We start from the raw sequence: 22,988 nt of genomic DNA, 5'->3' as shown, positions 1-22,988 counted from the left end.
CACCTCGCCGCGTTCTCGTGCGACACGGTCCGAAAACCCCTTGTGGTTGACGCTGCGTCAACCTCTAGCGTGGGCTGCATGAGGGATTCGACAGACACGGCGGGCGCAGCTGCGAAAGCACCGCACGGCATCGCCGAGGTGGCGCGTTCCGCCGGTGTGTCGAGCCGCACGTTGCGCCACTACGACGCGATCGGGCTGCTGCCCGCCACGGCGGTCGGCGACGGCGGGCTCCGCCGCTACGACGACCGCGCGCTCGTCCGGTTGCAGCGGATCCTGCTCCTGCGCGGGCTCGGACTGGCTCTGCCCGAGATCCGACGGGTCCTCGACGGGGAGCAGGACGACGTCACGGCCCTCACCGCGCACGTCGCGTGGCTGGAACGCGAGCGCGACCGGCTCGCCCGACAGCTCGCGGCGGTGCGCACCACCATCACCAGGATCGAGAAGGGAGAGGACATGAACGCCACCGACACGTTCGACGGGTTCGACCAGACCCGGTTCAAGCAGGAGGTCGAGGAGCGCTGGGGCGCCGACGCCTGGGATCGCGGCGCACGCTGGTGGGAGTCGAAGGACGCCAGTGCGAAGGAGGCCTTCCAGGCCGAGCAACGGGCGATCGCGCACGACGCCGCGGCGCTCGCCGCGTCCGGTGCGGGGCCGGCATCGGACGCCGGCACCGCTCTCGCGCGGCGCCAGTTCGCCTGGCTCGCGCAGGCGACGCCCCCGGCCGAGCTCACCGCCGACCGGTTCCGCACGCTCGCCGACATGTACGTGCAGGACGAGCGGTTCACGCACGCCTACGAGTGGGCGGGTACGGGCGCCGCGCGCGCCCTGCGGGACGCGATGCACGCGCTGGCCGACAGCGGCCTGTGACGGACGACCCGTGCCTGCTGGCGGACTGCCTGGAGGCACGGGTCGTCCCCGTCCGTCGGCCTGCGGCCGTCAGAGCGACCTGCGCAGTGCCTCCAGGCCGTCGCGCAGACGCGTCACGGTGTCGGCGGTGAGCGTGCCGCGCGTGGCGCGGCGGCGCAGGTCCGCGCGGACCTGCTGCCGGAACGACGACAGGGCCATCTCGACCTCGCGGAGTGCTCGGGCACCCTCGGACGGCACGTCGACGGGCTCGTCGGCGGTCCGGCCGCGCGGGGCCTGCGCGCTCGCGGCGAGGTCGGCGCGGAGGGACCGCATGGCCTCGCCCACCGAGGCGCGGACGCCGTCGGCGAGCGACTTCACCGAGTCGTTCACGCCGTTCTCGACCTCGGCGATCTCGTCGGCGCGGGCGTCCAGCTCGGCCCGACCCGCATCGGTGATCGCGTAGACGGTCTTCCGGCCGTCCGCGGACTTCGAGACGAGTCCCTCTTCCTCGAGCTTGGCGAGCCGCGGGTACACGGTGCCGGCGCTCGGGACGTAGGTGCCGCCGAAGCGGTCGCCGAGGGCCTGGATGACCTCGTACCCGTGCATCGGGTGGTCGGCGAGCAGGACGAGCAGGTACAGGCGCAGGTGGCCGTGGGCGAAGACGGGGCTCATTCGACGACCTCCGTGTCCACGTCGGCCGGAGCCTCGGGTGCCGCGTGCAGCACCGCGATGTCGCCGGAGACCGAGTTCACCCGGAGGTCCAGCCACTGCCCGGACAGCTCGCCGCCCTGCTTGACGTACGAGCCACGGACGCCCCGGATCTCCGAGTCGTCGAACTGCAGCTTGCCGGACGCCGTGCTCACGGTGCACTGGTAGGGCACGCCGTCCTCGAGTCGGACGCTCACCGATCCGGACACCGTGTTCACGCGTGCCGAGTCCGGGGTGCCGTGCAGGTCGAGCACGACGTCGGCGCTCACCCCGTCGGCCGAGAACCGCGGGATCGCCCCCGTCGCCACGACGTCGCCCGACACGGTGTGGACCGTCAGTGCGCCGTCGAGCTCGCGGATGGTCGTGGTGCCGGACACCGCGTTGACCGTCACGTCGCCCGCGATGTCGTCGACGACCAGGTCGCCGGACACCGTGTTGAGCGTGGCGCCGCGGTTCGTGCCGGAAAGCAGTGCGCCGGCGGAGACGACCCCGACGGTGACGATCGCGTCGCGGGGGACCAGCACGCTGACGTCGGCGTGGGCCTTGCCGCGGAAGGACTTCAGGAACCCGATCGGGTCGTCCCAGCGGACCTGCGGGTGGTCGATGGTGAGCGTGTCGCCGTCGAGCTCGATCTTCATCGGCTTGCCGGACACGCTGTGCACCTCGACGCGGGCGGTCGGCTCGTCGTGCGCGACGACGTCGACCTGGCCACCGGCGAGGCCGACGCGCAAGCGGCGGACGATCCCGGTGTCGATCACCTTCGGCTCCTCGACGAGCCACTTCTCCTGGGCCATGTTGCCTCCTCGAACTCGCGATGTATCGCGTCTGTGGACGACACGTTATATCGCGAGTCGCGCTTCTGCAAGCACCAGGGGCCCGATGACCCGGCCGACCCGGTTCAGGCGACCGTCGTCGCGGAGGCGGGGCGTGCCTCCAGGCCGGTGGCCGCGGCGCGAGCCGTGCGTTCCGGACTCCACGGGAACCGGCGGAAGACGGGCATCAGGGGCTGGACCATCGGGCCGATCGCGAACGCGGCGATCACGGTGCCCGCACCGACGTCGCCGCCGAGCAGCCAGCCGACGATGACGACCGACACCTCGATCGCGGTCCGCGCGGCCCACACCGGCCAGCCGAGCCGCTCGTGCAGGCCGACCATCAGGCCGTCCCTGGCGCCCGTGCCGAACCCGGCGCCGATGTAGAACGCCGTGGCCAGCGCGAGCAGCAGGAGTCCGGCGACGAACAGCAGGATCCGCCCGACGAGCTCCGACGGGGTCGGGACGAGCCAGAGCACGAGGTCCGCCGACGGTCCGATCGCGAGGGCGTTGAGCAGCGTGCCGATGCCGGGCTTCTGGCGGAGCGGGATCCAGAACAGCAGGATGACGCCGCTCGACACCACGGTGATCACGCCGAACGACCACGGGACCACGTTCTCGAGGCCCTCGGTGAGCACCGTCCACGAACTCACGCCGACGACGGCCCGGACCTGCAGCGCGGTCGACGCCCCGTAGAGGAACAGGCCGACGAAGAGCTGGGCGAATCGGAGCGTGAGGGCGGTGGAGCGGGGCATGGTGGAGCGGGGCATGGCTCGATCGTGCGCGGGATTGGACTGCACGTCGAGGGCCAATTCGGCTACCGTGGATCCATGACCGTCCTGCCCGCGACCCGCACCGGCGCCGTCCAGCTCAGCGCCCGTGCCGCCGCGCACCTGCTCACCGACTGGCGTGCAGCCACCGACGCCCCGGCGTACGAAGCGCTGTCCGACGCCCTCCGCGTCCTGGTGATCGACGGTCGGATCCCCCTGGGCGTGCGTCTGCCGGCCGAGCGCGGACTCGCGACCGCCCTCGGGGTCTCCCGCACCACGGTGGCGAACGCGTACTCGCGGCTGCGGTCCGACGGCTTCCTCGTGTCGGTCCGTGGCTCCGGCAGTGTGGTCCACCTGCCGCGGGACCTCGCCGGGCGGCCGGACCCGGAACGGCTCGGCGGCGTGGTGTCCGGCGACCTGCTCGATCTCCGCAAGGCGGCGATGCACGCGGCCCCCGGGATCGCCGAGGCCGTCGAACGGGCCGTGCGGCACGTCCCGGCGGCGCTCGCCGGCATCGGCTACGACACCGTCGGTGACCCGGGACTCCGCGCGGCCATCGCCGCTCGGTACACGGAACGCGGGCTGCCCACCGACGCCTCGCAGGTCGTCGTCACCATCGGCGCGCAGCACGCCATCGCCCTGCTCGCCCGGGTGCTCGTCCGTCGCGGCGACGCCGTCCTGGTCGAGTCGCCGACCTACCCGCACGCGCACGAGGCGTTCCGCGAGGCCGGCGGCCGCCTCGTCGGCGTCCCCGTCGACGCCCGGACCGGGTGGGACGCCGCCGCGCTCGAGACCACGTTGCGGCGGACCGCACCGGCCGTGGCGTACGTGATGCCCGAGCTGCACAACCCCACCGGGGCGACGATGTCGGAGTCGACGCGGGAGCTGCTGCTGTCGGTGGCCGCCTCGACCGGCACCACGGTGATCGCCGACGAGACGATGGGGGAGCTCCGGATCGAGGGGACGCCGTCGCTCCCGCTGGCCGCCGGGTCCGATGCCGTCGTGATGATCGGGTCGGCGGACAAGGTGTTCTGGGGCGGCTTGCGCATCGGGTGGATCCGGGCTGCGCCCGACCTCCTGCAGCGCTTGCTGCTCGCCCGGCCGACGGGCGACCTCGGCACGCCCGTCCTCGACCAGCTGGTCGCGCGGGAGCTCGTGCCACGTACGGCGGCCGTCCTGGAGGCGCGGCGCGAGTACCTGCGGCAGGGTCGCGACGACGTCGTGGGCGCGTTGCGCGCGCGGCTCCCGGAGTGGGACGTCCCGTCGCCGGCGGGCGGGTTGACGACGTGGGTCGGGCTCGGTCGGCCGGTGTCGAGCGCGCTCGTGCTCGCCGCGCGGTCCGAGGGCGTCGTGCTCGCGTCCGGCGGGGTGTTCGGCCCGGACGGCGGGTTCGAGCGGTTCCTGCGGGTGCCGTTCACGATGCCGCCGGCCGACCGGGTGCGACTCGTCGACGTGCTGGAACGGTCGTGGGCGCGGATCGGTGGGGACAGTGCCGGAGTGCGGGGGTCGTTGGCCGCGGTGGTGTGAGCGTGGGGGTGCGCGCGTGAGCGCGGGTGCGCGCGTGGGCGCGTGGGCGCGGGTGCGCGGGTGCGCGCGTGTGCGCGTGTGCGGCCCGTCATCCTGTGGGGTGACGGCGGGGCGGGCATCTCGCTCCGTGGGGTGATGTGGTCCGGCCGGTCGGCACGGGAGTCTTGTCGCATGGACACGACCATGAAGGCGACGCCCACGGCTCCGGAGCGCGTCGCGTGTGCAGCGGTGCCGCCGGCCGCCCGCGTCACGATGGCGCTGACCGGCTCGCTGCTCGCCGGCGTGCTGACCTCGTTCGGTCAGGCGGTCCCCGGGCTGTCGACCGTCTCGAACTCCGCCGGACCGTGGTTCGTCGTCGCCGTGCTGCTGTGCCTGCTGGCCGGCGTCCGCGCGGGCCGGGTCGCGCTGCCGCTCGCGATGCTCCTCGGCGTGGTCCTGCTCGAGCTCATGCACGTGGGGTACTGGGCGACGACGAACCTCCGTGGCTTCCCGGACGTCCTGTCCGTCACGAACTTCTGGGTCCTCGTGGGGATCCCCGCTGGGATGCTCGCCGGGGCCGTCGCCGTGGCGGTCCGTTCTCCGAGCGTGCGGTGGCGTGGCGCTGCCCTCGGTGCGACCGCGGCGGTGCTCGTCGGAGAGGGCGTCCGGGCACTGCTCCAGGTCGCCGACACCACCGGGCCGGTGGCCTGGGTGGTCGAGATCGTCGTCGGGGTCGTGCTCCTCGCGGTGGCCGTCCTGACCGCCCGCGACCCGCTCGGCCGGGTCGTGGCGCTCGGGATCGGTGTCCTCGGCACGGTCGGGGTGCTCGGTGCGTACCTGGCGTTGGGCGGCTGAGGTCCGTTCGGTACCGGATCGTCCTCCACCGGTACCGGTCCGCTCCGGGTTCTCCACGGATCGCGGTGATCGCGTCCACGCACGGGTCGGTCCTGCAAGGATCGGACCGTGCACCTCCTCTCGGTCTTCAGCCTCCGCAACCGGGCCCTCATCGCGCTCGTCACCATCGTCGTCGCGGTGTTCGGCGGCATCGCGCTGACGAGCCTCAAGCAGGAGCTCATCCCGAGCGTCCAGTTCCCCCAGATCGCGATCGTCAGCGCCTACCCCGGTGCCACGCCGGAAGTCGTGTCGAACGACGTCTCGACGAAGATCGAACAGGGGATCCAGGCGGTGCCCGACCTCAAGTCCACCACCGCGACCTCGTCCACCGGCCAGAGCGTCGTCTCCGCGGAGTTCGCCTACGGGTCGAACCTCGCCAGCGCCGAGGACAAGATCCAGACCGTCGTCAACGCGCTGTCGCTGCCCGACTCGGTCCAGACGCAGATCGTCACCGGGTCATTCGACGACCTGCCGGTCATCCAGCTCGCGGTATCGGCGACGGGCGACCAGGAACAGCTCGTCGACCGGTTGAACGCCACGGCGATCCCCGACCTCGAGAAGCTCGACGGCGTGCGCGAGGCCGACGTCTTCGGCAACCCCGGCCGCCGCGTCGTGATCACCCCGGACCGGGCGGCGCTCGCCGCACGGGGCCTCTCGCAGACCGCCATCTCGGACGCCCTCGACGACAACGGCACGCTCATCCCCGGCGGCACGATCACGCAGGACGGCACGACGCTCTCGGTGCAGACCGGGCAGCGGATCGCGTCCCTCGACGACATCGAGGCGCTGCCCCTGACCGGCGGGACCTCGGCGGCCACCATCGGCGACGTCGCGAAGGTGGCGATCCAGGAGTCCCCGCGCACCTCGATCAGTCGCGTCGACGGCGAGCAGGCCCTGACGATCGCGATCACCAAGACGCAGGAGGCCAACACCGTCGACGTCTCGACCACCGTGCGGGACGCCCTGCCGGACATCGAGAAGAAGATCACCGGCGACCCGAAGATCACCGTGGTGTTCGACCAGGCGCCGTACATCCAGCAGTCGATCGACTCCCTCGCCGAGGAAGGCCTGCTCGGCCTCGGCTTCGCCGTGGTCGTGATCCTGCTCTTCCTGCTGTCGGTCCGGTCCACGATCGTCACCGCGATCTCGATCCCGACGTCGGTGCTCCTCGCCGCGATCGGCATGCGGGCGGCGGACTACACGCTGAACATCATCACCCTCGCGGCGCTCACGATCGCGATCGGCCGCGTCGTCGACGACTCGATCGTCGTCATCGAGAACATCAAGCGGCACCTGCAACCCGGCGTCGACCGACGGCAGGCGGTGCTCGACGGCGTGCGCGAGGTCGCCGGCGCGGTGACGGCGTCGACCGTGACGACGGTCGTCGTGTTCCTGCCGGTGGCGTTCGTGGCCGAGCTCGTCGGTGAGCTGTTCCGGCCGTTCGCCCTGACCGTGACGATGGCGCTCGTCGCCTCGCTGCTCGTGTCGCTCACGATCGTGCCCGTGCTCGCGTACTGGTTCCTGCGCGCCCCGAAGACGCACAAGCACGCCGGCGCGACCACCTCGTCAGCCGCGGCCGACGCGTCCACCGACACCGCGCCTCCCGGCCGGTCCGCGACGACCGGAGCCCTCGCGTCCGCGGCGGACCTGCACGACGCGGCCGCTCCCGACCGCCTGCGTCGGGGCTACCAACCCGTCCTCCGGTGGGTGCTCAGGACCCCGTGGACGGTGCTCATCCTGGCGGTCGTCGTCCTGGGCGGCACCGCGGCGGCGCTGCCCTTCGTCAAGACGAACTACCTCGGCGACTCCGGCCAGAACACCTTCACGGTGACGCAGGACCTCGACCCGGGCACCAGCCTCGACGTGCAGTCGGACGAGGCCCGGAAGGTCGAACGGCAGCTGCGCGAGGTGGACGGCGTCGACACCGTGCAGACGACCATCGGCACGAGCGGACAGTCCATCCAGGCCGCGTTCGGCGGCGGGGCGTCCGCGTCGATCCAGTACGCCGTGACGACGGATGCCGACGCCGACCAGGACCGCATCCAGTCGGACACCCGGAAGCGGTTGAACGCGCTCGAGGGGGCCGGTGACGTCACGGTCTCGTCGGCGGGCGGTGGCTTCGGCGGCAGCAGCGACATCGAGGTGGACGTCACGGCGCCGACCCAGGACCAGCTCCGGACCGCGGCCGACCGTGTCCTCCGCGAGATGCGGAAGGTCGACCACACCACCGGGGCGTCGAGCAACCTGTCCTCGGCGGAGCCGTACCTCGCGGTCCGGGTCGACCGGTCGAAGGCGGCGGCGCTCGGCCTCACCGAGACGCAGATCGGCGGGATCGTCGCCGCAGCCGTCTCACCGCTCGACACCGGCACGGTGGAGATCGACGATGCCTCGCTCGACGTGTACATCGCCGACCCGGAGCCGCCGACGACCTCGGCCGCGCTCCGGGGCCTGTCGATCCCGACGTCGACGGGAGTCGTCCCGCTGTCCGACGTCGCGACCGTCGAGCGTGCCGAGGGCCCGACCACCGTCACCACTTCGGACGCCGTCCGGACCGCGACCATCACCGTCACCCCGGACGCCACCAACCTGGGCGCCGCGGTGCAGGCCGTCACGACCGCGGTGGACGGACTCGACCTGCCCCGGGGTGCTTCGGCGACGATCGGCGGCGTGGCCTCGAGCCAGTCGTCGGCGTTCAGTCAGCTGTTGCTCGCGGCGCTGATCGCGATCCTCATCGTCTACGTGGTGATGGTGGCGACGTTCCGCAGCCTGCTCCAGCCGCTCCTGCTGCTCGTGTCCGTGCCGTTCGCGGCGACCGGGGCGATCCTGCTGCAGATCGCGTCGGGCATCCCGATCGGCGTCGCGTCCCTGATCGGCGTCCTCATGCTCGTGGGCATCGTCGTGACGAACGCCATCGTGCTCATCGACCTCGTGAACCAGTACCGCCGACGAGGCCTCCGTGTGCGCGAAGCACTGGTCGAGGGCGCGATCCGACGCCTCCGCCCGATCCTGATGACGGCCCTCGCGACGATCTTCGCGCTCGTCCCGATGGCGATCGGGCTCACGGGCAAGTCGGGGTTCATCTCGCAGCCGCTCGCGTTGGTCGTGATCGGCGGCCTGGTGTCGTCGACGCTGCTCACCCTCGTGGTGCTGCCGGCGCTGTACTTCGTCGTCGAGCGGGCGCGCGAGCGTCGGGCGGACCGGCGTGCGGCGGCTGCGGAGTCTGCCGCGGGCTAGTGGCGGAGGGCTAGCGGCGGTACTCGGCGTCGACGGCGGCGATCGGGTCCGCCGGAGCGGCCGGTGCCGCCGGGCGCTCCTCGCGCTCGACGGCGCGGAACCACGACACGAGCACGCACGTCAGCGTCACGAGGAACACGACCCCGGCGCCCTGCGACAGCACGGTCATCCGACCGGTCACGGCGGCGTACCCACCGAAGGCCACGGCAGCGGTGAACGACAGGCCGAGCAGGAGCTCGGCGAACGTCTGCAGCGTCGAGTGCCGCTCCCAGCGGGTGGCGGTGTCGCGGGCAGGGCGGGTCGAGGTGTCGGTCACCCCGGAAGTCTGCGCGGGTGCGGCTCTCGGCGGCAGTCCCGACTCCGGGTGCCACCCGCCCGGGGTACGCGCGCCCGGCTCGGTTCTGCCGGCCCTCCGCGAAAGCGACAGATCCACGCCGTGTTCCCGCAGCACGATGTCGCGATGGCGGTACGGACGTGGCGACTCGGCGGCACGCTGTCGCTTTCGCGCCGCGAACACCCGCGGAGTGTCCGATCAGCCGAGACTCGGGCTGAGCGACACTTCTCGCGCTCCACAGCCCGAGAACTGTCGCTGACCGCGAGTCTCGGGCCGCACGCCGCACGCCGCACCGGCCCCGGCGCTCAGCCCAGGTGCCCCCGGAGGAACGTCGCCACGCGCTTGCTCATCGCCTCGTCGAGCTGCGCGATCGAGTGCGCCGACCCCTCCACGGCCACGAACGTCACCGGCACGTCGTGCTTCCGCAGGGTCGCCGCGAACTCCTGCGACTCCCACAGCGGGATGAACTCGTCCGTGGAGTGCCCGATGAAGAACGGCGCGGTGTCCGAGGTCACGTGGTACTCCGGCGAAGCCCGGGTCGCCGCCGGACAGTTCGCGTAGGTCCGACACCCGAGGTACAGCAACTGCTTCCGCTGGAACGACGCCGAGACCCCGTCCGCCCGGGTCGACCGCGAGGTCAGGTTCGTCGGCCCGCTCAGGTCGACGACGGCACGGATGCGATCGCCCTCGGCGTAGGCGGTCGAGTCGTGGTCGGTGACGGCGAGCATCGCCGCGAGGTTCCCGCCGGCGCTGCCCCCGAACACCCCGACCCGCTTGCTGTCCACGTCGTAGGTCGACAGCGTCGTCGGGCGGAACACGAAGTCGAGCGCCCGTCGGACGTCGTCGAGCCCGGCCGGGAACGGGTCGGTCGGCGCGAGCCGGTAGTCGACGTTGAACGTGACGAACCCCTCGGACGCGAGGTACTTGCACACCGACCGGTACGCCGCCGTCGCCTTGTCGCCGTGCGACCAGCTGCCGCCGTGGATCATCAGCACGGCGGGGCGGGTGCCGCTGGCTGCCTCGGCGAGTGCACCAGGGTCAGCCGCCGCGGACGCAGCGGCAGTGGGCGTGGGGACGGCCGTCGCGGTCGGCGTCGTCGTGGTGTCCGGGGCGCTGTCCGCGGGCAGGCACACGTCGAGGCGCTGCAGGGCCTCCGAGCCGTACGGCACGTCGGCGACCACGTCGATGCCGTGGTACCGCAACGACAGCGGGTAGATCACGGGGTCGGCGGTGACCGTGCGGTTCTCGTCGCCCACGGGGTCCGAGCTGCACGACGCGACCGCGCCGAGCGCCACGACCGCGGCGACGAGCGCGAGCAACGTGCGACGGCCTGACCTCATCGAGTCCACCGTAACTCGCCGCCCGCGCGCCGACGTCCACCTGCGGGACGAACGACCACACGGCGCACTCCACCCAGCGGACGACTCCGCCGGCCGACTCCGCCGGCCGACCCCGCCGGCCGACCCCGCCGGCCGACCCCGACGGACCGGCCCCGGGCGAACCCGCCCCCGCGGTGCCAGGATGAGACACGACCCCACAGGAGGACCCGTGAGCCGTCGCAAGGCCTGGAACGCCGACCCCGAACCGCTGCTCCGCGTCGAGGAGGGCTTCCGCCTCGACCGCGTCGACCCCGACGGCACGCCGGGCTTCCCGGGTCGCAGGATCGACGGCCTCGAGGCGCTCGCCGCGGGGGCGTCCCGCCTGTCCGCCCTGCAGGAGCGGCTCTGGGCGGCGTCGACCGCGGGGGACCAGCGTCGAGTGCTGCTCGTGCTCCAGGCGATGGACACCGCCGGCAAGGGCGGGATCGTCTCGCACGTGGTCGGCGCGGTGGACCCGAACGGCGTGCACTACGCGGGCTTCAAGGCCCCCACCGCCGAGGAACGCGAGCACGACTTCCTCTGGCGCATCGAACGACAGCTGCCCAGTGCCGGCCAGCTCGGCGTGTTCGACCGCTCGCACTACGAGGACGTCCTCATCCAGAAGGTCCGCTCCTTCGCGCCCCCGGAGGAGATCGAGCGCCGCTACGGTGCGATCGTCGACTTCGAGGACGCCCTCGCCGAACAGGGCACGAGCATCGTCAAGGTGATGCTGCACATCTCGAAGGACGAACAGCGCGAGCGGCTGGGCGAGCGCCTGGACCGTCCCGACAAGCACTGGAAGTTCAACCCTGGTGACATCGACGAGCGTCTGCTGTGGGACGACTACCAGGAGGCGTACCAGACGGTCTTCGACCGCACCTCGACCTCCCGTTCCCCCTGGTACGTGATCCCCGCGAACCGCAAGTGGTACGCGCGGCTCGCCGTCCAGCAGCTCCTCCTCCGCACGCTCGAGGACATGCAGCTCACGTGGCCCGCGGCGGACTTCGACGTGGCCGAGCAGCGACAGCGGCTCGCCGAGTCCTGACCCCGACGGACTGCCTGGAGGCACGGATCGCCGCCGCCGCGCACCGCGCGCCCGCCTCGGGGCTGGCATCAGGGCGCGTGGTCGCGTAGACTCCGTCGGTCGGCCTTCGACGCCGTGACATTGCGATCACGGAGTTCAAGTTTGGGTGTGTGTTGCTCGAGGGCTGGATTCACGTCGATCCGCGACGGGAAGAACCCCCTCTCCGCATTCAGCCCCCGCCGATGTCGCTGCCGGGCGCTGCGGTACGTCTGCACCCCGAGAAAGTAGCCATGGCCCCGTACAACAAGGGCGGCGCGGACAACCGCGCCTCCGACCGTGTCCGTCACCCGAACGGCACCCCCGCCGCTCGCAGCAGCAAGCACCGCGGCTTCCGCGCTGCCGACCCGTCGGCTCCGCGGCAGAAGCAGCGCTGGGACGCCGAGGAGCGTCGCGGCCGTGCATCGCAGGGCGAGCGCCCGAGCCGTCCGAACTGGGAGCCGCGCGACGGTGGCCAGGGCCGCCCGCAGCGCGACGACCGCGCCCCCCGTCGCTTCGACCACGACGACCGTGCGCCCCGTCGGTTCGACCGTGACGACCGTGCGCCCCGTCGGTTCGACCGTGACGACCGTGCGCCTCGTCGTGACAGCGACGACCGTCCGCGCCGCAACTTCGACCGTGATGACCGTGCCCCGCGTCGCTTCGACCGTGACGACCGTGCCCCGCGTCGCTTCGACCGTGACGACCGTGCCCCGCGTCGGTTCGACCGTGATGACCGTGCCCCGCGGCGTGACAGTGACGACCGTCCGCGTCGGAGCTTCGACCGTGATGACCGTGCCCCGCGTCGCTTCGACCGTGACGACCGTGCCCCGCGTCGGTTCGACCGTGACGACCGCGCGCCGCGCCGGTTCGACCGTGATGACCGTGCCCCGCGGCGTGACAGTGACGACCGTCCGCGTCGGAGCTTCGACCGTGATGACCGCTCCCCTCGTCGTTTCGACCGCGACGACCGCGACCGCACCGAGCGCAGGCCGTTCGTCCCGGCCGACGACGTCAAGCTCGAGAAGCTCCAGGCCGAGGCCACCGTCGCGGCCGACGTCGAGGGCGTGACCTTCGGCGACCTCGGCATCGGCGGCAACATCTCCCGCGCCCTGCAGGAGCTCGGCGCCAGCAGCCCGTTCCCGATCCAGGCGGCGACGATCCCCGACGTGCTCGCAGGCAAGGACGTCCTCGGCCGTGGCCGCACCGGCTCCGGCAAGACGATCGCGTTCGGTGCGCCCCTCGTCGAGAAGCTCATGGAGAACGGCGGCGGCACGAAGCGCAAGATGGGCCGCGCCCCGCGTGCGCTCATCCTCGCGCCGACCCGCGAGCTCGCCCTGCAGATCGACCGCACGGTGCAGCCGATCGCCCGCTCGGTCGGTCTGTTCACGACGCAGATCTACGGCGGTGTCCCGTACGGCCGGCAGGAAGGTGCACTCCAGCGCGGTGTCGACATCATCGTCGGGACGCCGGGCCGCGTGCAGGACCTCATGAACAAGGGGAAGCTCGACCTGAGCGAGGTCGTCATCTCCGTGCTCGACGAGGCCGACCACATGTGCGACCTCGGGTTCCTCGAGCCCGTGCAGGAGATCCTCTCCGCCACGGCCGAGATCACCCCAGAGGGCAACCGTGCCCAGAAGCTCCTGTTCAGCGCGACGCTCGACGCCCAGGTCGCCTCGCTCGTCGAGGAGTTCCTGCACGAGCCGTCCGTCCACGAGGTCGCCGGTGAGGACCAGGCGTCGTCGACGATCGACCACCGCGTGCTCGTGGTCGAGCAGCGCCAGAAGGACCAGCTCCTCGAGGAGCTCGTCGCAGGCTCCGGCAAGACCATCGTCTTCGCCCGCACCCGCGCCTATGCCGAGCGTCTGGCCGACCAGTTCGAGGACGCCGGCATCCGCGCGACCTCGCTCCACGGCGACCTGAACCAGTCGCGCCGGACCCGCAACCTGCAGCTGCTCACGAGCGGCCGGGTGAACGTCCTCGTCGCGACCGACGTCGCCGCCCGCGGCATCCACGTGGACGACGTCTCGCTGGTCGTGCAGGCCGACGCCCCGGACGACTACAAGGCGTACATGCACCGTTCGGGCCGTACGGGTCGTGCCGGCAAGGAGGGCACGGTCGTGACGATCGTCCCGCGCAGCCGTCGCCGCAAGATCGAGGGCATCCTCGAGCACGCGGAGATCGAGGCGGAGCTCGTCGACGCCGCTCCCGGCGACGGGATCGTCGCGGAGCTCGCCGCGCGCTGACCTCCCGGGCGCCAGAACACCCCCGTCTCGCTCCGGCGAGACGGGGGTGTTCTCGTGTGGCACCGCCTCCCGAGCGAGACGCCGCTCGATCGAGCGGTGTCCCGCGGCCGATGCGGCGTCTCGCCAGCGCGGCGGCGTCTCGTGTCGCTGAGACGTCCCGTCCGCCCGTACCGCGTCAGCGGTTGAAGAAGAGCAACCCGCGCACGTACCCGGCCTGCCCAGCGTGCTGCGTGCAGTCGTCGAGGATGCTCACGAGCCGCGCGCCCCGCGTGACGGGCGGGTCCCACGCGTCGTCGACCACGGGGTCGAAGTCCTCCGGCGAGAGCGTCCCCACGTAGGCGACGGTCCGCTCGTGCACGGCGCGGAGGTACCCGACCAGCAGCTCGGCAGAGGCACGCACGCGCCCGACGTCGTCACGGGACATGCCGTACCCGAGCGCCTCGGCGGGGAACGGCAGCCCGAACCGCTCCACCCAGCCGTCCGCGGTCCACACCTGCTCGCTGCCCGCGAGGTCCGCGACCTGGGCGTCCTGCCCGCGCGCGATGTGCCACGCGAGCCAGGCGAGCGTGTTCGCACCGGCGGCCGGACGTGCGGCCAGCTGGTCCTCCGACAGCCCGTCGACGGCGCGTTCGACGGTCGACGGGATGCGCGAGAACGCTTCGATGAGGAGTTCTGAGGGGGTCATGCGGCCAACGCTACGCGCGGGCTCCGTGTGCCGCGAGCTCGGCGTCGAACGCCTCGAGCAGGGTCGCGAGCGTGCCCATCTGGTCCGCGGGGATCGCGGTGGTGAAGGCCTCGCGGTAGACGTCCTTGACCTCGTCCACGGTGCGGGAGCCCTCGTCGAGGATGACCACCTCGACGCTCCGCCGGTCGTTCGGGTTCGGGATGCGCCGGACGAGGTCGCGCTGCTCGAGCCGGTCGATGAGCGACGTCATCGCGCCCGTGGAGAGGCCGAGGTAGGCGGTGGCCTCCTTCGGCAGGACGCTGCCGCCCGGACGTGCGGCGAGCGAGAACAGGAAGCGGAGGTCGGTGAGCCCGAGTCCGCGCCGCGACGCCTCGACGTTCACGAGCCGGGAGTGGTGGATCTGCAGGCGCCGGTAGACCTCGAGCACACGGTCCAGTTCGGTCGCCGGTGCTGCCCCGGTCACGGGCGACACGGGCGACGACGACCCGGTGGGGACCGCTGGGTCGTCCGGGAGCACGGCGGTCACGAGGCCGGTCCGGCCTGCGGCGCGGTGACCGTGCGCGAGTGGTGGTCGAGCGCCACCCCGAGCCGGTCGAACGCGTCCGCGAGGGGATCCCGGTCCCCTGGAGCGATCACGTCGCGGAACGCCGCCGTGTAGACGGCTCCGATCTGCTTCGCGACCTCGGCCCCGGACGGGGTGAGGTGGATGAGGATGCTGCGGCGGTCCTGCGGGTTCGGGCGGCGTTCGATGTGGGCGCGCTTCTCGAGCCGGTCGATCAGCGAGGTCATCGCGCCGGTGGTGAGCTCGAGGTACTCGCCCGCCTGCTTCGGGGTGACGCCTTCGCCGTCCGCTGCCGCGAGGAAGAACACGAACCGGGCGTCGGTGGCGTTCAGGCCGCGGCTGGAGCTCTCGTGGTGGAGCACCCGCGCGTGCTGCATCTGGAGCATCCGGAACGCGGTTATCAGCCGCGCGAGGCCGGTGTCCGGCGCGAGTTCGGGAACGGTGACGTCGGGCGAGACCGGCACGGCGGAGACGGCGTCGAGCGACGGCGGGAGTACGGGGACGGTGTCCGTCATCGGGCGGCTCTCTCGGGTGCATGACCGCCTGGGCGATCGTGGGGACGGCACGGGCATGCCGTCGTGCTGCTCATTGAACAAGTATCTCACTCGTCGAACTACCCCCAGCAGTGGGGGCGTACCTTCCCTTGTGAGCCGCACGGCGTCCAAGTAACTTGATCGTCGTACCAACCACAGCGCCGAACAACCACGGCGTGGTACCAACCACAGCGTCGAAGAGCGGCCAACCACCGCGGGCCCGGCGCACCATGGATCAGGAGTCCCGTCATGTCCCGTGTCACCCCTCGCGCCGCCCGTCTCGCCGCCTGGATCGCCATCCCCGCCGCTCTCGTGGCCTCGGGTGTCGTCGTCTCGACCGCGTCCTACTCGGCGTTCTCGGCCACCACCGTCAACCCGACCAGCAACTGGACCGCCGGCAGCGTCGCCCTCACCGACGACGACAACAACACGGCGCTCTTCACCGCGACCGGCCTGAAGCCGGGTTCGACCGGCGCGAACTGCATCACCGTCACCTCGACCGGCTCGCTCGCCTCGACGGTGAAGCTCTACGGCACGAACCCCGCCACCACGAACAACCTCGCCGGCAACATCAACCTGCAGATCGAGCAGGGCACCGGCGGCGGCTTCGGCTCGTGCACGGGCTTCACCCCGGCGTCGACGAGCGGCACGCTCTACAACGGCACGCTCGCCGCGTTCGGCACCGGCTCGACGAACTTCGCGACCGGCCTCGGCACGTGGGCCCCGACCGGCTCCGCGTCCGAGTCGCGCGTCTACCGCTTCACCTACACGGTCTCGAGCACCGCGCCGAACACGGTGCAGGGCGGCACCGCGTCGATCGGCCTCACGTGGGAGGCCCAGAACAGCTGAGCCCGGGCTCCCGTCCCCGCTCGCTGGTGACGTCCGGGACCGGGCCCGACGCGGTCCCGTCCGTCATCCCCGTCAACGCGCCCCCGGTCGAAGGCAGTCATGGTCAGCATCGAAGTGCACGGTGGTCCCACACCGCACGACGTGCTGCGTGACGCCGTCGACTGGGGGCGCGTCGTCGTCGCGACCCTCGCCCGCGGGGTGGTCGCGACCCTGCTCGGGCTCGCGCTCTGGGCCGCCGCACCCGCCGTCATCGGCTGGCAGCCGACGACGGTGATGACCGGGTCCATGGAGCCGCGACTCGCCCCTGGTGACGTCGTCGTCTCGCGTCCGGTGTCGGCCGGCGAGGTCCGGATGGGCAAGATCCTGCTCGCCGACGACCCGGACCAGCCCGGGCACCTGCGCATGCACCGCTACGTCGAGGACGGCCCCCGCGGCACCCTGGTCACGAAGGGCGACGCGAACCCCCAGCAGGACTCGACACCGCTCGAGCGGTCCGCCGTGCACGGGGTCGCGTTCCTGCGGGTGCCGTTCGTCGGGGCGCCGATCCTGTGGATCCGGGAGGGCGAGTGGATCAAGACCGGCATGCTCGCGCTCGGGTTGCTGGCCGTCCTCGCGCTGTGCACGATCGACGGGTCGCTGCGGCGACTCGTCGCGGCCGACGGTGACGACGGTGACGGTGGCGACGACGGCGACGGGCCGGCAGACGGTCCGGAGGACGGCCTGGAGGCACGGGACGGCGCCGCCACGCGCCTCCAGTCCGTCGCCCCCACCGTCCAGGGCACTGCCCCTGCCAGCCGACGCGCCGCCTGTCGACACGAGCGGCGCGCGCGTCGGCTCCGCCGGCTCGGCGGCGTTGCCGCCGTCCTGGTCGTCGCCGGCGGGGCCGGTGCGTTCCTCCCCGCCCAGGCCGTCGCCGCCCCGTGGTCGAGGACGACGACCGCTGCCGGCTCCTTCGCCGCCCTGACGGTGCCGCAGGCGACCTCGCTCGTCTGCTCGGCCAACGCGGACGGCTCGGTGAACATCGCGTTCGCGTACGGGGGCCCGGCGGCGACCTCGTTCTCCGTGATGAACGGCACGACGGTGCTCGCGACAGGGGCGACGACGCCGGTCCGGGTCGTCGGGTCCGGACTGCTCCCGCTCGGCCAGACGTACACGGTGACCGTCCGGGTGAACTACCTCGGGAACTGGGTGTCGACCAGCACCGCGACGGCCCGCATCCAGACCGCGCTCATCGGCACGAACCTCAGCTGCGGCTGACGCTCCGAGTTCTCCACAGGCGGCCGCGGGGCAACCGGGGATGTCCGCGGCCGGCGCTACCGTGGCCGCATGCGCATCCTGCACACCAGCGACTGGCACCTCGGCCGCACGCTGCTGGGTGCCGACCTGCTCGAGCACCAGGCGGCGTTCCTCGACTGGCTCGTCGACCTGGTGCGGGAGCGCGCGATCGACCTCGTCGTCATCGCCGGGGACGTCTACGACCGGGCCATCCCGCCGGTGGACGCCGTCCGGATGCTCTCCCTCGCGCTCGAACGCCTCGCCGAGTCCGCCACGGTGGTGCTGACGCCGGGCAACCACGACTCCGCCGCGCGCCTGGGGTTCGGTGCCGGGGTGATGGGTGCTCGTGTCCGGATCCTCGCCGAGCCCGCGGGCATCGCCACCCCCGTGCTCGTCGACGACGACTCCGGCCCCGTGGCCGTCTACGGCATCCCGTACCTCCACCCCGACCTCACGCGGTACGCCCTCGCCGCCGTACCCGACGAGCCGCTCGCCCGTTCGCACCAAGCCGTCGTCGGTGCCGCGATGGACCGAATCCGTGCCGACCTCGCCGGGCGTGCTGGTGCGCGCAGCGTCGTCGTGGCGCACGCCTTCGTCGGCGGCACCGAGCCGAGCGACAGCGAGCAGGACATCCGCGTCGGCGGGGTCGACCGGGTCGCCGAATCGGTGTTCGACGGCGTCGACTACGTGGCGCTCGGGCACCTGCACGGGCCGCAGCGGGTGGGGGCGGGGGACCGGATCCGGTACGCCGGGTCGCCCCTCGCGTTCTCGTTCGGTGAGCGGAACCAGCAGAAGTCGGTGACGGTCGTCGACCTCGACGCCTCCGGCACGGCCACGGTCGAGCTCGTCCCGGCCCCGGTACCCCGTCGGCTCGTCGACGTGCGCGGCACCATCGACGAGATCGAGTCCGGCGCGTTCCGAGCGGCGTCGGACGCCTGGGTCCGCGTGGCCGTGACCGACCCCGTGCACCCCGAGCGGATGTACGCGCGGGTGAAGGACCACTTCCCGCACGCCCTCGCGATCACCCACGAACCGGCCGACCGCGGCGAACGCGCCGCCGCACGTGCCGTCACCGCGACGTCCGACCCGGTCGAGGTCGCGGCCGACTTCGTGTCGTTCGCCACCGGTGCGGCACCGGACGACGACGACCGCGCGATCCTGACCGAGGCGTACGAGGCCGCGGCACTCACCCTGCAGCGCGAGGGGGACCGCTGATGTACCTGCACCGTCTCGAACTCCGCGCGATCGGCCCCTACCCGGAGCTCGTGTCGATCGACTTCGCCGCGCTCGCCGCCTCCGGGGTGTTCCTGCTCGAGGGACCGACGGGCTCCGGTAAGTCCACGATCATCGACGCCGTCGTGTTCGCCCTGTACGGCGGACTCGCCGGTGCCGACGCCAGCAACGACCGGCTGCACAGCCAGCACGCCGACCCCGCGGTCGAACCGTACGTCGAACTCGTGTTCGAGACCGGTGCCGGCGTCTACCGGGTCCGCCGCTCCCCGCAGTACGACCGCCCCAAGCAGCGGGGGACCGGCACCGTCAAGCAGCAGGCAGCGGCGCAGCTGTTCCGGCTCGCCGGTCCGGCCGACGTCGCGGGCGAACCGGTGTCGTCCCGCATCCCCGAGGTCGGGGCAGAGATCACCAGGATCGTCGGACTCGACAAGGCCCAGTTCCTGCAGACCGTGGTCCTGCCGCAGGGTGAGTTCGCACGCTTCCTGCGGTCCCCGGGCGAGGAGCGCCGGAAGCTCCTGCAGTCGCTGTTCGGCACGCAGGTCTACGACCGGACCGCCGACGAGCTCGCTGCCCGGCGCCGCGCGGTGCAGGCCGAGGTCGACGGTGCCGATGCCCGTGTGCGCGACGCCCTGAACCGGTTCGCGCAGGCGTCGGGCACCGACGACCCGGACGAGTCCGAGGTCCCCGCGACCGTGGCCACGCTGCGCTCCGTCGCCGATGCTGCCGAGGCGGCTCGCGTCTCCGCCGCGACGGCAGCCACCGCCGCGGCGGACCACGAGCAGGCCGTCACCGCACGTGCCGCCGCACTCGACCGGCGTGCGGCGCTCCTCGGGCGTCGTGCACTGCTCGATGAACGCGCCCCGCTGGTCGACGACGCCCGGACCCGTCTGGCGCTCGGCGAGCGGGCTGCCCGTGTCGTCGCCGTCGCGGACGGACTCGACGCTGCCCGCGCCCGGTCGGCACAGACGACCGCCGACGCCGAGGCCCTCCGTGCTCGGCACGACGTCACGGGCACGGGGGACGACCTCGCCCGCGAGCGTGCCGCCGTCGCGGCGTCCCTCGCCGAGGTCCGGCACCTCGTCGCCGTCGAGCGTGCCCTCCCGGGCCGACGCCGGGCGATCGCCGACGCCGTGACACGGGGGGAGCAGCTCGTCGACCGCCTGGCGGCACTCGATGCCGCGCTCGAGGCCCGCCCCGCCGAACGCGCCCGGATCGTCGAGGACTCCCGTGCCGCCGCCGCCCTCGCCGCCGGAGCCGAGGCTGCTCGGGTCGAGGTCGAGCGGGTGGACCAGCTGCGTGCCGACCTGACGGCGCGTGGCGAGGCGGCCCGCCGTGTCCGCCTCGCCGAACAGGCCAAGACCGACGCCGGTGCCGTCGCGCTCGATCGGGTCCGCGCCGAGCAGCAGCTCCGAGAACGTCGGATCGCCGGGCTCGCGGGGGAGCTCGGCGCCGCGCTGACACCGGGCGACCCGTGCCCGGTGTGCGGCGCGACCGAGCACCCGGTGGTCGCGACCCCGCAGGACGACCACCCCACGACCGAGGCGATCGAGGCCGCGGCTGCCGTCGCCCGTCGGGCGGAGCGGGACCTGTCCGACGCCGCCGCGGCGCTCGCGGTCGAGCGTGCTGCCCTCGAACGCCTCGTCGAGCTGCTCGGCGACACCGACGCGACCACGGTCGACGGGTTGGCCGCCGCCGCTGCGGCACGGGTGCAGGCTGCGCACGACGCTGCCGTCCGGGTCCGCACCCTGGAACAGCAGCGGGCCGCGCACGACGAACAGACCAGGGCCCTCGAGCGGCAGCGCAACGACGTCGATGCCGAGCGTGCCGTCCTCGCGGGGTCGACTGCGTCCGACCGGGAACGGCTCGATGGGGACGTCGTCCTCGTGCAGCAGGGTGTCGAACGGGTCGCCGCGCACCTCGACGCCACCCCCGACAGCCTGCAGGAGGGTGTCGAGCAGCTCGACGCCCTCGTGGTCCGTCTCGACGCCGTCGCCCAGGCGGACGCCCGTGCCGCCACTGCAGCCGAGGCCGTGCGGGACCGCACCGCCGACGTCGAACGGGTCCTCGCCGAGCAGGGGTTCGACGACGTCGCGGCCGCCCGTGCCGGCGTGGTCGACCAGGCGTCCGCCGAGCGCCTCCGCGACGAGGTCGCCGCGGCGGACCGTGAGCGAGCCGTCGTCGACGCCGGACTCGCCGAAGCCGCCGTGGTCGCCGCCGCTGACGACGACCGGGAACGACTCGACCTCGACGGCGCCCGAGCCGCGCGCGAGCAGGCCGCGGTCGCCGCGGACGAGGCCACCCGGCTCGCGACCTCCGCCGGTGACCGTGCTGCCGCGTCCGAGCAGTGCGCCGCCGACCTCGCCGCCGCGGTCCGGGCACGCGACGACACCTCGGCGCGCAGCCGTGCGGTGGTCCGGCTGGCCGACATCGCGGCCGGGGTGACGTCGGTGAACCCGAGCGGCATCACCCTCGGCACCTACGTGCTCATGCGTCGGTTCGAGGACGTCGTGGCCGCGGCGAACGACCGGCTCCGCGCCATGCTCGCCGGCCGGTTCACGCTCGAGACCTCCGACGAGCGGGAGTCCGGTTCACGGTCGCGGCGCACCGGGCTCGCCCTCGCCGTGCACGACCAGACGACCGACACCGTCCGGGACCCACGGAGCCTGTCCGGCGGCGAGACCTTCACGGTGTCGCTGTGCCTGGCGCTCGGACTCGCCGACGTCGTGCAGGCCGAGGCCGGCGGGGTCTCCCTCGGCACGCTGTTCGTCGACGAGGGGTTCGGCACGCTCGACCCGGAGACGCTCGACGACGTCATCGGGCAGCTCTCCCGCCTGACCGCCGGTGGACGGCAGGTCGGCATCGTCAGTCACGTCGAGGAGCTGAAGCAGCGGATACCGGAGCGGATCGCCGTGCGCCGGACGGCCGAGGGCGGCTCCCGGGTCACGACCACCGTCTGACGCGCGCGCGGCCGCACGCGCCGCGGCGTGGGCGTTGCGCGTGCGGCGTAGTGTGCGAGGGTCCGCGCGGTGTGCGAGGAGATCGGCGTCCCACCGCGTACGGAACCTCGCACACTGTGGGAGCGCCCGCCCGACCGCGGGTCAGGGCGACGGACTGACGTCCACCGTGCCGTCCGGCGGGGGCAGGATGTCGGCCGCGACCCACGGGAACACCCACGTGAAGAGGACGAAGACGATCGCGGCGAGCAGCACGAGCAGCTCGATCACCTTGAGCGCAGCAGGTCCGGGCAGGATCCGCCAGACGAACGGGAAGATCACTTCGAGATCTCCTTCGGAGTGCCTTCGGACGCGGGCATCCAGTAGTCGAGCTTGGCGTGCGTGACGTACCGCTCCTTGGCGGACCACATCGGGTGGCACGCGGTGAGGGTGAGCCAGCGGTCGCTCGCGGTCGGTTCCACGCCGGGCTTGTTCGGCACCGGGGCGATCGTCTCGACGTGGTCCGGTGTGACGATCTGCGAGTCGGTGACCTTGTACACGTACCAGACGTCGAACTTCGTCTTGGCGTCCGTCACCCGCACGACGATGTCGTCCCCGGTCTTGAGCTCCGCGATCTGGTTGAGCGGCTTGCCGTAGGTGACCCGGTGCCCGGCCACGGCGAAGTTGCCCTCGGCGCCCGGCATCGCGGTGTCCTGGTAGTGACCGAGCCCGATCGTGTTGAGGACCTTCTCACGGTCCGTGCCCTCACCGATGGGACGCTCGTAGTCCTTGCCGAAGCGGGGGATCTGCATCGTGCCGAAGACGTCGGTCACGTTCGGCGGCTCGGCGAGCACGGGCGCCGGGCCGCGGTGCTCGGTGCCGGTCCCCGACGTGTCCTTCTGTCCGAGCCCGTCGACGAGCTTCGTCTGCGCGTTGACCGCGACGACGTCGGTCCACCACGCGGTCCACACCACGTAGAGCCCGGTACCGGCACCGGCGATGATCAGCAGCTCGGCGATGAGTGAGACGATCGCGCCACCGACGGTCTGGCGACGCCGGGGAGCCCGACGCGCGGCACCACCGTGGCCGTCGCTGCCTGATCGACGCGACGGGAGTGTCTCGTGTGCGGTCACGGGGCTCCTGATCCGGA

General features: G+C 72.6%; 20 protein-coding genes. 10 read left to right on the top strand and 10 right to left on the bottom strand.

What is annotated here, in order from left to right; all coding sequences use genetic code 11:
• The first annotated feature begins 78 nt into the window (after positions 1-78).
• Entirely contained in the window at positions 79-867 is a 789-nt protein-coding gene (locus tag CRP27_RS12315) for a MerR family transcriptional regulator (RefSeq protein ID WP_097180918.1), read from the top strand.
• Between the two features lie 69 nt (positions 868-936).
• Here the strand turns inward: CRP27_RS12315 and CRP27_RS12310 are convergent, their stop codons facing one another.
• From CRP27_RS12310 to CRP27_RS12300, 3 genes are all read right to left on the bottom strand, one after another.
• Complete coding sequence (locus CRP27_RS12310; protein ID WP_097180917.1) at positions 937-1,518, bottom strand: PadR family transcriptional regulator; 582 nt, start codon at positions 1,516-1,518, stop codon at positions 937-939.
• Positions 1,515-2,348: a DUF4097 family beta strand repeat-containing protein gene (locus tag CRP27_RS12305; RefSeq protein WP_097180916.1), complete on the bottom strand. Its 834-nt coding sequence runs from the start codon at positions 2,346-2,348 to the stop codon at positions 1,515-1,517. The genes CRP27_RS12310 and CRP27_RS12305 overlap by 4 nt, the downstream gene beginning before the upstream one ends.
• A 104-nt stretch (positions 2,349-2,452) precedes the next feature.
• A complete protein-coding gene (locus CRP27_RS12300) occupies positions 2,453-3,136 on the bottom strand; it encodes a YitT family protein (RefSeq protein ID WP_217990733.1) in 684 nt (227 codons plus the stop codon).
• A 60-nt stretch (positions 3,137-3,196) separates the two neighbouring features.
• On the opposite strand from CRP27_RS12300, the gene CRP27_RS12295 reads away from it, so the two are divergent.
• The 3 genes from CRP27_RS12295 to CRP27_RS12285 all read left to right on the top strand — a co-directional run bounded on the left by CRP27_RS12295 (position 3,197) and on the right by CRP27_RS12285 (position 8,770).
• Positions 3,197-4,663: a PLP-dependent aminotransferase family protein gene (locus tag CRP27_RS12295; protein WP_097180915.1), complete on the top strand. Its 1,467-nt coding sequence runs from the start codon at positions 3,197-3,199 to the stop codon at positions 4,661-4,663.
• Between the two features lie 171 nt (positions 4,664-4,834).
• Positions 4,835-5,497: a DUF6518 family protein gene (locus CRP27_RS12290; protein ID WP_097180914.1), complete on the top strand. Its 663-nt coding sequence runs from the start codon at positions 4,835-4,837 to the stop codon at positions 5,495-5,497.
• A gap of 108 nt (positions 5,498-5,605) precedes the next feature.
• Positions 5,606-8,770 carry an efflux RND transporter permease subunit gene (locus CRP27_RS12285; protein ID WP_097180913.1) on the top strand — a complete coding sequence of 1,055 codons (3,165 nt, stop codon included), beginning with the start codon at positions 5,606-5,608 and terminating at the stop codon, positions 8,768-8,770.
• Positions 8,771-8,780: 10 nt separating this feature from the next.
• On the opposite strand, the gene CRP27_RS12280 is transcribed toward CRP27_RS12285, so the two are convergent.
• Together CRP27_RS12280 and CRP27_RS12275 are read right to left on the bottom strand one after the other, a co-directional pair.
• Positions 8,781-9,086, bottom strand: a complete 306-nt coding sequence (locus CRP27_RS12280) for a hypothetical protein (protein WP_097180912.1) — start codon at positions 9,084-9,086, stop codon at positions 8,781-8,783.
• Positions 9,087-9,409: 323 nt separating this feature from the next.
• Positions 9,410-10,444 carry an alpha/beta hydrolase gene (locus CRP27_RS12275; RefSeq protein WP_141399761.1) on the bottom strand — a complete coding sequence of 345 codons (1,035 nt, stop codon included), beginning with the start codon at positions 10,442-10,444 and terminating at the stop codon, positions 9,410-9,412.
• A gap of 208 nt (positions 10,445-10,652) precedes the next feature.
• On the opposite strand from CRP27_RS12275, the gene CRP27_RS12270 reads away from it, so the two are divergent.
• Positions 10,653-11,507, top strand: a complete 855-nt coding sequence (locus CRP27_RS12270) for a PPK2 family polyphosphate kinase (protein ID WP_255257568.1) — start codon at positions 10,653-10,655, stop codon at positions 11,505-11,507.
• Between the two features lie 269 nt (positions 11,508-11,776).
• Entirely contained in the window at positions 11,777-13,768 is a 1,992-nt protein-coding gene (locus CRP27_RS12265) for a DEAD/DEAH box helicase (RefSeq protein WP_097180910.1), read from the top strand.
• Positions 13,769-13,943: 175 nt separating this feature from the next.
• On the opposite strand, the gene CRP27_RS12260 is transcribed toward CRP27_RS12265, so the two are convergent.
• The 3 genes from CRP27_RS12260 to CRP27_RS12250 are packed head-to-tail and all read right to left on the bottom strand — an operon-like array spanning position 13,944 to position 15,530.
• Positions 13,944-14,453, bottom strand: a complete 510-nt coding sequence (locus CRP27_RS12260; RefSeq protein WP_097180909.1) for a DinB family protein — start codon at positions 14,451-14,453, stop codon at positions 13,944-13,946.
• A gap of 10 nt (positions 14,454-14,463) precedes the next feature.
• A complete protein-coding gene (locus tag CRP27_RS12255; protein WP_097180908.1) occupies positions 14,464-14,979 on the bottom strand; it encodes a MarR family winged helix-turn-helix transcriptional regulator in 516 nt (171 codons plus the stop codon).
• The gene (locus tag CRP27_RS12250; RefSeq protein ID WP_176505580.1) at positions 14,976-15,530 is read right to left on the bottom strand and encodes a MarR family winged helix-turn-helix transcriptional regulator; all 555 of its coding nucleotides are present in this window, start codon (positions 15,528-15,530) and stop codon (positions 14,976-14,978) included. Before CRP27_RS12250 ends, CRP27_RS12255 begins: the two co-directional genes overlap by 4 nt.
• A gap of 267 nt (positions 15,531-15,797) precedes the next feature.
• Between CRP27_RS12250 and CRP27_RS12245 the strand changes: the two genes are divergently transcribed.
• The 4 genes from CRP27_RS12245 (at position 15,798) to CRP27_RS12230 (ending at position 21,862) form a co-directional block, all read left to right on the top strand.
• Positions 15,798-16,397, top strand: a complete 600-nt coding sequence (locus CRP27_RS12245; protein WP_079238154.1) for a hypothetical protein — start codon at positions 15,798-15,800, stop codon at positions 16,395-16,397.
• 99 nt (positions 16,398-16,496) lie between these two features.
• Complete coding sequence (locus CRP27_RS12240) at positions 16,497-17,654, top strand: S24/S26 family peptidase (RefSeq protein WP_097180906.1); 1,158 nt, start codon at positions 16,497-16,499, stop codon at positions 17,652-17,654.
• A 69-nt stretch (positions 17,655-17,723) separates the two neighbouring features.
• Entirely contained in the window at positions 17,724-18,887 is a 1,164-nt protein-coding gene (locus tag CRP27_RS12235; protein ID WP_097180905.1) for an exonuclease SbcCD subunit D, read from the top strand.
• Positions 18,887-21,862, top strand: coding sequence for an AAA family ATPase (locus CRP27_RS12230; RefSeq protein WP_097180904.1), 2,976 nt, complete (start codon positions 18,887-18,889; stop codon positions 21,860-21,862). The genes CRP27_RS12235 and CRP27_RS12230 overlap by 1 nt, the downstream gene beginning before the upstream one ends.
• Before the next feature lie 141 nt (positions 21,863-22,003).
• Here CRP27_RS12230 and CRP27_RS18265 read toward each other — a convergent pair whose 3' ends face one another.
• Both CRP27_RS18265 and CRP27_RS12225 read right to left on the bottom strand, forming a co-directional pair.
• Entirely contained in the window at positions 22,004-22,180 is a 177-nt protein-coding gene (locus tag CRP27_RS18265; protein ID WP_176505538.1) for a hypothetical protein, read from the bottom strand.
• The gene (locus tag CRP27_RS12225; RefSeq protein WP_255257567.1) at positions 22,177-22,971 is read right to left on the bottom strand and encodes a class E sortase; all 795 of its coding nucleotides are present in this window, start codon (positions 22,969-22,971) and stop codon (positions 22,177-22,179) included. The genes CRP27_RS18265 and CRP27_RS12225 overlap by 4 nt, the downstream gene beginning before the upstream one ends.
• Between the last annotated feature and the right edge of the window lie 17 nt (positions 22,972-22,988).

It is taken from the genome of Curtobacterium sp. 314Chir4.1, from assembly GCF_900215175.1.
Lineage (GTDB): Bacteria > Actinomycetota > Actinomycetes > Actinomycetales > Microbacteriaceae > Curtobacterium > Curtobacterium pusillum_A.
The sequence above is the reverse complement of the archived record's forward strand: the minus strand, read 5'-3'. Positions and strand labels throughout refer to the sequence as shown.